Annotated in this window: 9 protein-coding genes; 5 read left to right on the top strand and 4 right to left on the bottom strand. The window is 60.2% G+C overall.

The genetic code is table 11. From position 1 onward, the window contains the following. Together ACYQ11_RS21310 and ACYQ11_RS21305 are read right to left on the bottom strand one after the other, a co-directional pair. Positions 1–218 (bottom strand): hypothetical protein (locus ACYQ11_RS21310; protein ID WP_459925855.1); only part of this gene is annotated, 218 nt, incomplete at its 3' end. Beyond that, on the bottom strand, positions 215–1612 hold the full coding sequence (locus ACYQ11_RS21305; protein WP_459925854.1) for an MFS transporter: 1398 nt from the start codon (positions 1610–1612) through the stop codon (positions 215–217). The genes ACYQ11_RS21310 and ACYQ11_RS21305, both read right to left, overlap by 4 nt. A 564-nt stretch (positions 1613–2176) precedes the next feature. Between ACYQ11_RS21305 and ACYQ11_RS21300 the strand changes: the two genes are divergently transcribed. The 3 genes from ACYQ11_RS21300 (at position 2177) to ACYQ11_RS21290 (ending at position 8466) form a co-directional block, all read left to right on the top strand. Next, on the top strand, positions 2177–6118 hold the full coding sequence (locus tag ACYQ11_RS21300; protein WP_459925853.1) for a DUF2339 domain-containing protein: 3942 nt from the start codon (positions 2177–2179) through the stop codon (positions 6116–6118). Then, on the top strand, positions 6115–8076 hold the full coding sequence (locus ACYQ11_RS21295; RefSeq protein WP_459925852.1) for a hypothetical protein: 1962 nt from the start codon (positions 6115–6117) through the stop codon (positions 8074–8076). The genes ACYQ11_RS21300 and ACYQ11_RS21295 overlap by 4 nt, the downstream gene beginning before the upstream one ends. Positions 8077–8202: 126 nt before the next feature. Next, positions 8203–8466 carry a hypothetical protein gene (locus ACYQ11_RS21290; protein WP_459925851.1) on the top strand — a complete coding sequence of 88 codons (264 nt, stop codon included), beginning with the start codon at positions 8203–8205 and terminating at the stop codon, positions 8464–8466. Here the strand turns inward: ACYQ11_RS21290 and nagZ are convergent, their stop codons facing one another. Both nagZ and mltG read right to left on the bottom strand, forming a co-directional pair. Further along, positions 8467–9474, bottom strand: a complete 1008-nt coding sequence (gene nagZ / locus ACYQ11_RS21285) for a beta-N-acetylhexosaminidase (protein ID WP_459925850.1) — start codon at positions 9472–9474, stop codon at positions 8467–8469. It abuts the gene before it with no gap. Between the two features lie 28 nt (positions 9475–9502). Further along, positions 9503–10552, bottom strand: coding sequence for an endolytic transglycosylase MltG (mltG, locus tag ACYQ11_RS21280; RefSeq protein ID WP_459925849.1), 1050 nt, complete (start codon positions 10550–10552; stop codon positions 9503–9505). A 235-nt stretch (positions 10553–10787) separates the two neighbouring features. Between mltG and ACYQ11_RS21275 the strand changes: the two genes are divergently transcribed. After that, positions 10788–11954, top strand: a complete 1167-nt coding sequence (locus ACYQ11_RS21275) for a radical SAM protein (protein WP_459925848.1) — start codon at positions 10788–10790, stop codon at positions 11952–11954. Then, a complete protein-coding gene (gene hemW, locus ACYQ11_RS21270; protein WP_459925847.1) occupies positions 11954–13105 on the top strand; it encodes a radical SAM family heme chaperone HemW in 1152 nt (383 codons plus the stop codon). The genes ACYQ11_RS21275 and hemW overlap by 1 nt, the downstream gene beginning before the upstream one ends. Positions 13106–13270 lie beyond the last annotated feature (165 nt).

The following is a 13270-nucleotide window of genomic DNA, read 5'->3' as shown; positions in this document are numbered from 1 at the left end:
AATGCATCCTCCTGTGAGATGAAGGCACGGTTATGTAAAATCAAGATTGAACATATCAGAGATGACGAGGCGTTGTAAAGAGGGATCGATACATTATTTGTCTGTCCCCTTTTTCTGTCCCCTTTTTCTTGTTCGGTGTCCGACAATGCCCCGGGTCCCCGCTCATGCAGTTTTTCCCCGGGGCGGTCGAAGGTATAAAGGTCTTTGACACGATTCATGCTCTCCTCCTTTGCCGGTCCTCTTTTTGCCTGCCTTCACGGATACACAAACAGGCCAGAAGGGCGATGCCCGAGGCGGCCCAGAGAACGAAAAAAGCCGCTTTGTATCCGGCCGGGGTGAACAGACCGTCCTGTCGGCCGAAACGTTCGAGAATCAGGCCCACCACCGGCTGGAAAAAGGCCCCTCCGGCAAAGGGGAACAGGTTCACGAGACCCGTGGCCGTTCCGGCCATGGACACGGGAAAAAGTTCCTTGTTGAGTGTAAACCCGATGCCCGCCACGGCGTTTGAAAAAATGCTGAACAGGAAAAACAGAAGATAAAGCGACGAAACCGAAAGACCTCCGGTGTTCAGGGCGAACACGCCCATCAGGACGACCATCACGCTTCCGGCGGCAACCATCACGGCCTTGCGCCGGTGTACGACATGCTCGGCCAAAATGCTGAACAGAGGGTTGCCCAGCACCAGGCCCAGGGCGATGGTCGACAGAATCCGGCCCGCCTGGGCCTCATCCATATGATAAACCTGCTGGAGATAGGGACCGCCCCACAGCCCTCCGATGGCGAAAAACACACCCACATTGCAGAAAAACCAGACCGCCACCGGCCAGAATCTCAGATCGGTCAGGACCCGCCGGGCATTGTCGAAAAAACGCCCTTGGACCGGAGCCTCGCCGGGCATGGCGGGATAGGGATCGGACCAGCCGAAATCCGCCGGGCGGTTGCGCACCAGCAGCCAGACCCCCGCCGCCAGAACCAGGGTCAGAAGGCCCACCACCGAGAAGGTGCTGCGCCAGCCGATCAGGACGTTTAAATAAACAAGGGGCGTGGCCGCCGACAGGGTACCCACCCCGCCCATGGCCAGAAACACACTGGCCGTGATGGAAAACTCCCGGGCATGAAACCAGCGGGTCAGAATTTTCATGGTGGGCACGAAGACCATGGCTACACCCAGCCCCACCAGGGTCCGTCCGATCATGGCCACGGACACCGACGGAGCAAGGCCCAGCATCAGCGACCCGAACGCCGCCACGATAAAAAACAGCGTGATGGTTTTCCTCGGCCCCCAGGAATCGGCCAGGGCCCCTGCAGGCAGCTGCATCAGGGCATAGGCGTAAAAATAGGTGGAACTCAAAAGCCCCGCCAGCATGCCCCCGGCCGAAAGGTCCCGCATCAAATCCACCGCCAGCACCGCCGGACAGAGCCGGTGGAAATTAGCCAGCACATAGCAGGCGGACAGAATTCCAAAAATCACCCAGCGATATCGCCTGGCACGGACACCCTCTTTGTGTTTCGTTACCGCTTCGTTCATGTCAGTCCGTTCACCCGCAGGCGGAGTGTTCCGCCGTTTGGCGCTCAACCCGGCAGGGTTCAACCGGATGGATTGTCGTCGCATTTACCGCCATAGCCCTCCGTATTGAGGCTCGCCGTCAGAAACGGCTGGGAGGCGAAAGGTGACGGTCTCGTAAAAAGGTGATGAATCTTACCCAAAAGCCTCTCGTGTTTCAAGGGATTAGTCCCTTGATCCGTTCTCGGCATCGACCTTGTAACCCGTGATACGGACCGGTATTCCACCTGTTCCCCAGGGGTCCGACTGATCACGCCGATGCCCTGGGGCTCACGGAATATCAATCATCCTCAGGCGTCATGAAACCCCTCGCATGAAAGCAACCGTGTGACACGGCGCAACACATTTTCGGTAGAAATTTATCGCCCGATGCACTATAGATGGAACTGATCGATGTCGCCCGTAAACACGCGCCCTGCATCCCGTTTCTATCAACATATAAGATGTGATGGTCTCATAAAATTTTTTTTTGGGACGGCTTCGTAAAATGTTCGAGATCAAAGCTTGCGAATCCGTAAGGAATGATGCGTACTTAAGGTACGCCGCAGTGACGAGGGATGACGCGTAACGCAGATATCGGACGTTTTTCGAAGCCGTCAAGGTGTGATCCTGATGGAACTGCTGCTGATCTTATTGGTCTTCGCCTGTCTGTTTCTGAAAATCAACATATCGTCTCTGGGGAAAAAGATATCGCGTCTCCAGTCACGGGTCGATGATCTGGACCTTCTGGAAAACAGGATCAGCCGTCTGGCCGAACGGCTGGACGCCCTCATACCCCGTGACGGGTCAGCCTCAGGCGTGACGCCGGCCCCGCCCGAACCGGACGAAGAGCAAAAGGCGGACGTTCCGGATGGGGAGAAAACAGACCCCAATGCGCCGACATTCCCTGCTGCCGCCCCGGCCACCGCAGGTCCTGACTGGGCTCCTGCCGTTCCCGATCCACACCCGGAACCGGCAGGGCCGCCGCCTCTGCCGGAACCCGTCGAGGTCATGCCCGAGACCCCCTTCGCGGAAGTCCCTGCCGCATCGTACACCGATCGATCCGGTACAGGAGAACGCCCTGCATCCGCCTTTTCGCCAAAAACGCCGGACCGGAAGAACGGGTTTTTCGAAAAATGGCGCGCCTTGACGAAAAACGTGGACTGGGAACTGTTCACCGGCACCAAGCTCTTCGCCTGGCTTGGCGTGTTCGCCCTGTTCCTCGGCATTCTGTTCTTTGTGAAACTGTCCATGGACCGGGGCTGGTTTCCGCCGGCCTTCCGCCTGGCCCTCGGCGCGGTCACCGGCCTTTTTCTCTGCCTGTTCTCCGTGAGAAAAACCGAGGAGACCTACCGTCTTCTCCGGCACACCCTGGCTGCGGCGGGGGTGGGCGTGCTGTACGGTGTGGTGTTCGCTGCCACCCTTTATTACGACTATCTGCCCAAGCCCGCCGGATTCATGCTGCTGTCGTTGATCTCCGCCACGGCCTTCGTCCTGTCGGTGTATCACCGGGCCTTGTCCATCTCCATCCTGGGCGCGGTGGGCGCCTTTCTGACCCCGGTTCTGGTAAACACCGGGTCGGGAAGTCTGGTGATGCTGTTTGTCTACCTGGCCCTGGTCAACACGGGCCTTTTTCTGGTGGCGGGACGTCTTTGCGCCCCGGTGCTCGTGCTCATCGGGGCGGCGGGCACGCTGGTGTCGCTGGGGCTCGGCACCCTCTCCATGATCCATCGCCTGACCGGCTATGACGCGGGCGGGGCCTGGGCCGCCAACACCCTTTTGTTCACCCTGTTCCTGTATGCCCAACGGCACCTGTCGCCCGATGAGACCCGGAGCCTTCGCCACACGGGCTACCTGACCTTCGTCCCCGCCCTTCTGGTTGCCGTGGCCCTAACCCTTTCCAAACCGGGATGGATGCCCCTTTTTCTGATCACGGCCTGTGTGTGCTGCGCCCTTGTCGTCACCTGGTTCCACAGGGGATGGCTCGACCGTCTGATTCCTTTCGCGGCGATGTCTTTTGCCGCCGCGCTGACCTGGACCGTTTTACGGTTCGACATCCGAAGCGCCTCCGTGTCCTTTGCCCTGATCTTCCTCTACGGTGCCGCCGGCTCTCTGGGCCCCCTTGCCCTAGTCCGAAAACACGGCATGACGCCGCGCCTCGCCCTCTGGTTCAAAGCCTTTCCCACGGCGGTGTCGGCCCTGTGCCTTTTGGGGCTGTTCCGGAACCCCGGTTGTTCGTTTCTGTTCTGGCCCGTCATCTTGGGCGTCCAGGTGCTGGGGCTCTTTGTCAGCCTGCTCATCCGGGCCTTTTTCCAGGTTCTGATCCTCATCGTTCTGTTTGTTTCAGGGGGTCTGTTCTGGATGGCCCATATCCCCGAAGGCGGCATGGGTCTGACCTTTTTCATCTTCATCCTGATCGCCGGATTTCTGGTCACGGGTCTGATCACCCTGGCCGCGGGAAAACTGCCGCAGCTTTTCAGGATGCTCCATATAGGCGATGCGGGAAACACGATCTCTCCGGCCTACGAATCCTGGCTCACGGCGGCCCCGACAACGGGCATCGCCGTGCTTCTGGGCGTCGCGTTCCTGCTGCCCTTTCCCCATTATCCGCATCCGGGCATGGCGACCCTCTGCTGTTTTCTCGTGCTTGCCCTGTTTTTCAGCCGGCGGACCGGGTTCGAACCCACGGCCGTTCTGGCCCTTCTCTCCGGCCTTTTGGCCCAGGCCGTCTGGGTGCTCCTTCCCGTGAGCGGACAGGCCCATCCGGGCGGGGACATCCTCTGGCCTGCCCTGTTCTGGAGTGCGGGTCTGTTCGTGGCAGCCCTCCTTGGCCCGTTTATCGTTTACAAGGATCATCAGACCTCCGTCAAAACCTGGAGCAGCCTGGCCCTGTTCGAGGTGGTCCAGTTCCTGTTTTTCTTCGTTTCGGCGAAAAACCGGTTTTCCGATCCCTGGGTCCACTGGCTGCCCCTTGCCCCGGCCCTTTTCAAACTGCCCTGTGTGGCCCTTCTCTTTGGGCGCCTCAAAAACAGCCCCTGCCGGAACACCCTCCTTGCCTTTCACGGGGGCGTGCTTCTCTTTTACGTGTCGGCCCTTCCCGTTCTGCTGCTCGACCATGGCCGGCTGGGCCTCTGCCTGGTGGTGGAAGCCACGGCCCTCCTCTGGCTGAAGACCCGCATCGACCATCCGGGGCTTCAGAAGACCGCCGCCGTCATGTCGCCCGTCGGCCTTGGGATCCTTCTTTTCAACCTGCCTCTCCTGAAAAGCGCCGAGAGCCTCGTGCTTTTGAATCCGGCGGTTCTGTCGGTGGCCGCCGCAACCCTTGCGCTTTCCGCCGCCGTCAGGCTGTCGGACGATTCCAGATGCGTGATGAAAACGCTTTCGATCCGGAGCTATTATCGCTGGCTGGCTCTGCTTACAGGATTTTTCCTGGTGAATCTTGCGGTGGCAGACGTGTTCGCTCCGGCAGGGACCCCCTTCCGGGTCCTGCCTTCGGGGCGTTTCATCCATGCCGCGGCCTACGCCCTGTCCTGGGTTCTTTTCGGCGCCGCCCTCTGGAAATCCCGCGTCATGCCCCGGGTCATGCGCATGACCGGTCTTGTCCTCCTCACCGCCGGGGCCCTGTCCCTGATCGCCCTGCCGATTGTGATGCCGCGCAGCATCGCACCCATGGGCGTTTTTTTCAACACGGCCCTTTTCGCCTACGCAGCCATGCTTTCCATTCTGTTTTTCCTGTTCCTCAGGGAACCCTGGGACGACCGGATCAGCCTGTTCAAGAACCTGTTTCTCGCCCTGTTCCTTGTGACCGTCTTCATGGCCGTCAAAACCCTGAAATTCACGCTGTTCCAGAACGGCGATCCCTTTGCCCTGATCACGGAAAAAACGGCCCGCCATGCCCTTTCATCCGTCGTCGCCACCGTCGTTTACGGCACAATCCTGCTCATCTGGCCGCGCCGCCTCGACCGGCCGTTCCGGCTGGCGGGGTTCGTGCTGGTGTTTGCCGCCCTTGCCAAGGCCCTTCGCTTTCCCATCATGTATGCCCATGCCTTCGGGCAGATGCCCCCGATCGTCAACGGGCCGACCCTTCTCTACCTGTGCCTTACGGCCATCCTGGTCTTTTTTTCCATGCGCACCTGGAACGAACCCTGGCCCCTTGACAGGATCCGGCCCCGCCCCCTGTGGCCCGTGGTCCTTGCCCTGTTCACCTTTTTTGTGATGAACGTCGAAATCGCCAGTGTGTTCGGCCGGGGCGCCTTTTCCTTTTACCCGGACGGGAACTGGGGCAAGTCCTTCGGATACAGCCTGGGGTGGCTCTTCTTCGCCATCGGCCTCCTGGCCGCAGGGATCCGTCTCGGGTCCGGAAAGACACGCTGGGCCGCCATCGGGCTTCTTGCCGTCACCGCCGGCAAGATCTTCTTCAGCGATCTCTGGGCCCTGGGGCAGCTTTACCGGGTGGGTTCCTTTATCGGCCTTGCCGTGGTATTGATCCTCGTGTCCTATCTGTATCAGCGGTTCATCGCCTCGGACAGGAACACCGCAGAACCATCAACGAAAGAGAGAAACGAACCCGCATGAAAACACGTTCAATCACACTGATTCTGATGTTCCTTTCCGTCTGCCTTACCCCCGTCGTCCTTTTGGCCGATGTAAACTGGGAAAGCCGGGCCACGCTCACCGTTCCGGAAAACGGACTGATGGAGGCCCGCCTGTTGCCCGGCCTTCACCGGCAAATCGCCGACAGCCGCTTCGACCTGACCCTCACGGGGCCGGACGGTCGGCCGCGGGCCTTCGAACTGTTCATGCGCGACCGCTATGAGCGGAAATCCGTCGATCTTTCCCCGAAAACCATACGGCTGACCGATTCGGGTGCCTTTGTCTGGGAAGCCAACGGACCGGCCATGACCGTCTCGACCCTTTCGGTCACCGCATCCGAGTCACGGTTCGTGGCCACGGTCCGGGCCGAAGGGTTGACCGGCGGCGTCTGGAACGTTCTGGCGGACAACGAGGCCCTGTACCAAAGCGGCTCGGTGTCCCGGGCCCGATTCAACGTGCCCCCGGGGCGTTACGACACCCTGCGCCTGACCTTTGCCGCCGTGGACGGACGCTTCGAAAAAAAGGCATTGCCCATCAGACGGGTCATCGCAGAATCCGTCGAGGAGGAATCCGCGTACGCCGAACAGAACCTATCCCTTCCTTTTGACCCCGTTGAAATCGATGACCGGGTGGAACTCAAGGCACGGCTCGAGGGTTCAGGCCTTTTCATCAGACGCCTTAAGCTCTCATCCGAGGCGCCCTTTCTGGGACGGTTCGAACTGGGCCGGGAAGAGGTGCGTGACGGGCGTCTGGTGTTCGTGGGAATGATAAGCGGAACGGCAGACACCCTCACGGCGGACGGCCCGCGTCTGGGCATCGATGTCAACCGGAGGTGGCCCGGTCAATCGCTGATCCTGCGCCTCTATCCCCAGGGTGCCGTCATCGGGGCCCGGGAGCTGAGTCTTACGGTTCATCCGCCCCGTGTGCTGTTCATGGCGGACCGCCCCGGCGACTACCACCTTTCCACCGGTCTTTCAACACCCCGGAATCTGAACGAATTTTCACGAAGCGACGATACGGAACACCGTACGACGCTTGTCCCGTCACAATTCGAAACCCGTCCCCAAAACCGGGTGGAGCGCCTTCTTGCAATGCATCCGGCCAAGGGCGGCCCCTTCCAGGCCAAGGGCTACACGTTCAGGTCCGCCGTCACGGTTCCCGAGAGAGGGTATTACCGGCTGACACTCCATCCCACGGCCGACCTTAACAACAACCGCGATGCCCTTCGAATCGTCCGCGAGGGCGTCCAGGTGCCCTTTCTCTTCGGTTCGGAGGCCGACAAGACCCTGTCACTGCCGGCCCGGCCGGAGTACGATGCCGCCTTGAACCGGACCCAGTGGACCCTCACCCTTCCCGCACGGTCGGTTCACTGGAAATCCCTGAAATTGAGCGCCGAGGGCCTGTTCACCCGGAACGTTTCCGTCCTTCTTAAAAAACCGGGCATCAGCGCATGGGCCCCCTTTCGAACCCTTCCCTGGACCAACGGGGGGGCAGGGAAAGCGACGCTGACCCTTCCCCTCGGGCGCTCCGCCGCCGAAACCGACACCTTCCTCATCCGCATCGACCATCAGGACAATCCGCCCCTTGACCTGACCGCCGCCGAGGCGGTCTACGGATCGGTGAGCCTGCTCTTTCTTGCAACGGAGGCGGGGGAATACCAGGTGTACGGCGGTCATCCCGAGGCCGGGGCGCCGTCCTACGACCTCGCCCTGATCAAAAACGACCTGCTTGCCGCCATCCCCTCGGCGCTTTCCATGCCCGACCCCCTGATGCTCGACAGCGACCCGCTCATGAGCACCCTGACCGGCCTCTTCCAGGGGAAAAGCTGGGGGCTTTATATCATCCTGGGCCTGGTCACCCTGGTTCTCATGGGGCTGGTGGCCAAACTCTTTCCCAAAAACATGAATTCCGGCGGCCCTGACGGGGGGCCAAACGTTTGACAAACGGGTATGAATAAGGTCTGTTATTGCTCACACTCAAATCCCATTTGTCCGGATTTTTAAAATCCGGTCCCCCGGAAGGGCCGCCGGAGGCAATGATAACGCACCTGATTATGGAGGTAGATCATGCAGTCCGTAATGGTTGATTATGATGACGCTAAAGGTGACATCACAACCAGAGAGACGGCCCGTGAAGAGCCCTGGGAGGCGGTGTGCCGAAGGTTCAATGACGATGTTCACCGGCTGAGGGACGTGACGGACATGGGCAAATTCACCGGCCTTTACCGGTGTTACGATGATGACAACCGGCAATGGTATTACATGGTGGAGGAAGACGATACCCTCTACCGCCTCCGTCACAGGCATTTTCTCAAAAAAATCGGCTCGTGATCAGACAGAAATGCCGGACAGGTAGGCTTTTTTGAGGGCCATGATCCGCTCAAGGCTTCGGGCCGCATGGGCGCGGGCCGTTTCCGAGGATTGGATTTCGCGCACAAAGGCCCGGAAGGCCCCCTCGATGTCCGGCCCCTGGTGACAGATCAGGGCCAGATCCACCTGGGCGCGGACGATGCGGTGGACGGATGTGTCAATGGGAACGCGGATGGCTTTCATGTCCAGATCGTCGGTCATCACCAGCCCCTGGTAGCCCAGGGTGCTTCTGAGAAGCCCGGCGACGATGACCTCGGACAGGCCGGCGGGCCAGTCCGGATCCAGATCCCTGTAGATGATGTGGGACATCATGATGCCGGATACGCCCCGGTCGACGGCGGCGGCGAAGGGCACCAGATCGGTGGCCGTAAGAAGAGCCTTCGACGCATCGAGGACCGGCAGATCCAGATGGGAGTCCAGCGTGGTGCGGCCGATGCCGGGGAAATGCTTGGCCACGGCCATGATACCCGCCTTCTGGAAGGTATCGATCATACGTGATCCCATCGCTGCGACGACATGCGCATCCCCCCTAAACACCCGCGTATGCATGATGCCCTCAAACCCGTCGGGTTCCACATCCAATACCGGAGCCATGTTCATGGTCACTCCGATGCGCTGAAGTTCGGCGGCGGTCACCGCCGCAAAACGGGCGGCGTCGTCCGGCCCGGCCATGCCCGGATTGCCTGCGGGAAATGCTGCGAAATGCGGGGGCCGGAGCCGGGCCACCTTCCCCCCTTCCTGATCGATGGCGATGAACAGGGGGGGCAGGCCGCAGGCGGCGGCCCAGGCCTGTGCCGACCGGCAGAGGTCCCGAACCTGATCCGGTTCCTCGATGTTTCGTGAAAACAGAATGATCCCCCCGACCTTCAGATCCCGGATCACGGCTTTCAGGTCGGCATTGAGCGTGGTCCCGTCAAACCCCACCATCATTCTCTGGCCTGCGATGTGCTCCACACAATCGTCTGTCATGCATCCGCCTTTCCGGTAAAACAGGGTGTCATCGTCTCAACTGGTATTTCCGGACCGCGTTGATATGGTCCCGAATGTTTGCGGAAAACTGATGGGTGCCGTCCTTGCGCGAAACAAAGTACAGGTAGGGGCTGTCCTCGGGGTACAGCGCCGCCTCGATGGCCTTGAGGCCGGGGTTGGCGATGGGGCCGGGGGGAAGGCCCTTGCGCTTGTAGGTATTGTAGGGGGTTCGGGTCCGAAGGTGCTCCCGGGTCAGGTTGCCGTCAAAGTCCTTGATGCCGTAAATGACGGTGGGGTCGGTTTCAAGGCGCATGTTTTTGGCCAGCCGGTTGTGGAAGACCGATGAAATCAGGGGGCGCTCATCGGCCGCTCCCGTCTCCTTCTCGATGATCGACGCCAGGGTCAGCACCTCGTGCAGGCTCAGCCCCAATTCCTTCGATCGTTCAAACCAGATGCTCTTGAATACGGATCTCAAACGGCTGACCATGGCGTCGATGACGGTATCGGGGTTCGTTTTACGGGCAAAATGATAGGTGTCGGGAAACAGATACCCCTCGAAGGTCTCCGCCGGTTCGGCGATGGCGGCCTTTCGAACCCGGACAGGGTCGGTTGCGGCCGTGACAAAGGGGCCCTCGTCACAAATTCCGGCGGCCTGAAGGGCCTGGCCGATCTGATACAGGGAATACCCCTCGGGAATGGTGACTCTGTGCAGATACACTTTCCCGGTGGAAAGATCCTGAAGCATGGCCCAGGGGGGCATGGCGGCGTCGAAGCGGTATTCGCCGGCCTTGATTTTTTTGTCCCTGCCCGTCAGGGCGGCGAGAATTCTAAAGCGGTTCGCCGAGGAGATCAGATTTTCCCTCGACAGTTTCTGGGCCGTGGCGCTGAGGCCCTGGCCGGGGCGGACCGTAATCAGCACGGGCTCGCCCTGGGCCGCCATGGGAGTCAGGGCAAAGCGATACCCCAGATAAAACACAATGCCCGAAACGGCCAGGGCCAAAAAAAACAGGGCCAGGAAGAATCGAACCGCGTTTTGCCTCTGATCGTTGTGATGAATTGAAGGGTAGTCGTCTCTCATCTGTCCGTCAGGGCCGTCAGGACGACCCGATTGATTGAAATGTGACCGATTATGGTGCCACACTATATGTCAACCTCCCGGCCCTTGTCAAAGAGCTTTTTCCAGATGGGGTCAAAGGCGAATGACCGCTATGGATTGCTTTTGCGATCAGAGGACTTATATTGATGCCGTATCGTTTTTTTTCACGCATCACCGCGTCGTCCTGCCGACGCATCACATACAAGGGAGACCCACGATGAAACAGACTCGCGCCACACAAAACGCCCCCTACACCGGCTTCGAACAGGGCCCCATCCGCCCCCCCAGCGAGGCGGGAAGCCTTCTCCTGCGCCTCACCCGCAACTGCCCGTGGAACCACTGCACCTTCTGCCCGGTTTACAAGGGCCAGACATTTTCCCTGCGGCCGGTGGACCATATCCTCATGGACATCGACACCGTCTCCCGGCACGTAACGCGGCTGAACGAGTCCATGGACGGCGGAATGATATCACGGCAGCGCCTGACCGGGCTTCTGAACGAGACGCCCGAAAACGAGATGGACGCATTCCACGCCGCCGTCAACTGGATGCAAAACGGCATGAGCTCCATCTTTCTCCAGGACGCCAACAGCCTGATCATGAAACCCGAAGACCTGATCCTTGTCCTTGAAAAAATCAGCGGCTGTTTTCCCTGGGTAAAACGCATCACCTCGTATGCCCGGTCCCACACCATCGCCCGGATCAGTGACGAGAATCTTGCGGCCATGCGCACGGCCGGTCTTTCACGAATCCACATCGGCATGGAATCGGCCTCAGACACGGTTCTTGCACTGATCAGAAAGGGCAGCACCAAGGCCATGCACATCACGGCGGGACTCAAGGTCAAACAGGCCGGCATGGAACTGTCCGAATACGTGATCCCCGGCCTCGGCGGCGTGGCGTTGTCCCGTGAGCACGCCCTTGAAACCGCCGACGCCCTGAACCGAATCAACCCGGATTTCATCCGTCTGCGGACCCTGGCCATCCCCGGCCATGTTCCCCTCTACGACGACTGGCGCGAGGGCCGTTTCACCAAGGCTTCGGATGTCATGGTGGCCGAAGAGCTTCTTTTGTTCCTCGACACCCTGGACGGCATCACCGGCATGGTGAAAAGCGACCATGTGCTCAACCTGTTCCAGGATCTGGAGGGCCGCTATCCCGATGACAAGGCCCGAATGACCGGTTTGATCCGTGATTTTCTGGCTCTTCCGCCCAAACAGCGGATGATGGTCCAGGTCGGACGGCGCATGGGCCTGATCCGCACGGCCGCCGATGCGGGCGATCCGAAAAAAATGGAGCGCATCGCGGCCCTGTGCGCGTCCCACGGCATCACCCCGGAGAACGTGGACCGGATGATCGACGATCTCATGCGGCAGTTCATCTGATGAACGGACTCTACATCCATGTGCCCTTCTGCGTGCAAAAATGCCCGTACTGCGATTTCTATTCGGTGACGGACCTGTCCCTTAGAAATGACTGGGTGAGGGCCGTCACCATAGAAATCCAGCGGGTCGCAGCCGCCGAATGCCCGGAACACCGCACGGTTGACACCGTGTATTTCGGCGGGGGGACGCCGTCGGTGCTTTCCGCAACCCATATCGGCGCCCTTCTTATGGCCGTAAGCAAGGCTTACCACCTGACCGCGGACGTTGAAATCACCCTGGAAATGAATCCGGGAACGGTAACGGCGGATTTTCTCAAAGATCTGATGGCCATTGGCGTCAACCGCCTGAGCGTGGGGGTTCAGTCCTTCGATGACCGGAGCCTGTCCTTTCTGGGGCGCATCCATACGGCCGGGGAGGCCGAAGCGATTCTTGGGGCGGCCCGGGATCAGGGCTTTTGGAACGTGGGCCTGGACATCATCCACGGCCTGCCCGGCCAGACGCCACAGGCGCTGGAGAAGGATCTCGACCGGGCGCTTTCTTTCGAACCGGCCCACCTGTCCTGCTACATGCTCACCTACGAGGACGGCACCCCGCTTTTCAAACGCCTCGAAACCGGCCTCATCACGCCCCTTGCCGAGGCTCCCGCAGCCCGATTGTTCACCATTGTCATGGACCGTCTCGGACGGGAAGGCTATCTTCATTACGAAATATCCAATCATGCAAGGACACCCGATACCCGCTCGCGCCACAACATGAAGTACTGGGACGCCCTGCCCTACCGGGGCTTCGGTCCCTCGGCCCATTCGTATCGGCCGGGCGAACACAAACGGTCCTGGAACGTCCGGGATATCGGCAGTTACCTCGACCGGATCAACCGGGGCCTGTCGGCCGAGGAGAGCCATGAAATCCTCAGCCGCGACCAGGAAATCACCGAAGCGGTGTACCTGGGCCTGCGGAAACGATCGGGCATCGATCCTGGGGCGTTTCGCGCACGGTTCGATGCGGAGTTTCACGCGTTGTTCGGGGAGGCCATGGCACCCGTTCAGGCACAGGGCCTGCTCGAGGTCGCCGACGGGTCGGTGCGCCTGACGCGGAAGGGCCTTCTGCTTGCCGACCACATCACCGCCCGGCTGGTCCGCCACCTGAATTGACGGCTTCGTAAAACGTCCGCTATCTGCGTTACGCGCCATCCCTCGTCACTGCGGCGTACCCGAAGTACGCCTCATTCCTTACGGCTTCGCAAGCCTTGATCTCGACCATTTTACGAAGCCGTCTGAAATTCTACTTTCTGGTTATGCACTTGGTTCCAGTGACTC

This window comes from Desulfatiferula olefinivorans, assembly GCF_054657895.1.
Note: the sequence above shows the minus strand (reverse complement) of the source record. Positions and strands in the feature narration are given on the sequence as shown.

Excerpts from the sequence above, each read along its gene's own strand:
- ACYQ11_RS21305 (WP_459925854.1), bottom strand. The coding sequence starts at position 1,612 with ATGCGACGACAATCCATCCGGTTGAACCCTGCCGGGTTGAGCGCCAAA.
- ACYQ11_RS21300 (WP_459925853.1), top strand. The coding sequence starts at position 2,177 with ATGGAACTGCTGCTGATCTTATTGGTCTTCGCCTGTCTGTTTCTGAAA.
- ACYQ11_RS21295 (WP_459925852.1), top strand. The coding sequence starts at position 6,115 with ATGAAAACACGTTCAATCACACTGATTCTGATGTTCCTTTCCGTCTGC.
- ACYQ11_RS21290 (WP_459925851.1), top strand. The coding sequence starts at position 8,203 with ATGCAGTCCGTAATGGTTGATTATGATGACGCTAAAGGTGACATCACA.
- nagZ (WP_459925850.1), bottom strand. The coding sequence starts at position 9,474 with ATGACAGACGATTGTGTGGAGCACATCGCAGGCCAGAGAATGATGGTG.
- mltG (WP_459925849.1), bottom strand. The coding sequence starts at position 10,552 with ATGAGAGACGACTACCCTTCAATTCATCACAACGATCAGAGGCAAAAC.
- ACYQ11_RS21275 (WP_459925848.1), top strand. The coding sequence starts at position 10,788 with ATGAAACAGACTCGCGCCACACAAAACGCCCCCTACACCGGCTTCGAA.
- hemW (WP_459925847.1), top strand. The coding sequence starts at position 11,954 with ATGAACGGACTCTACATCCATGTGCCCTTCTGCGTGCAAAAATGCCCG.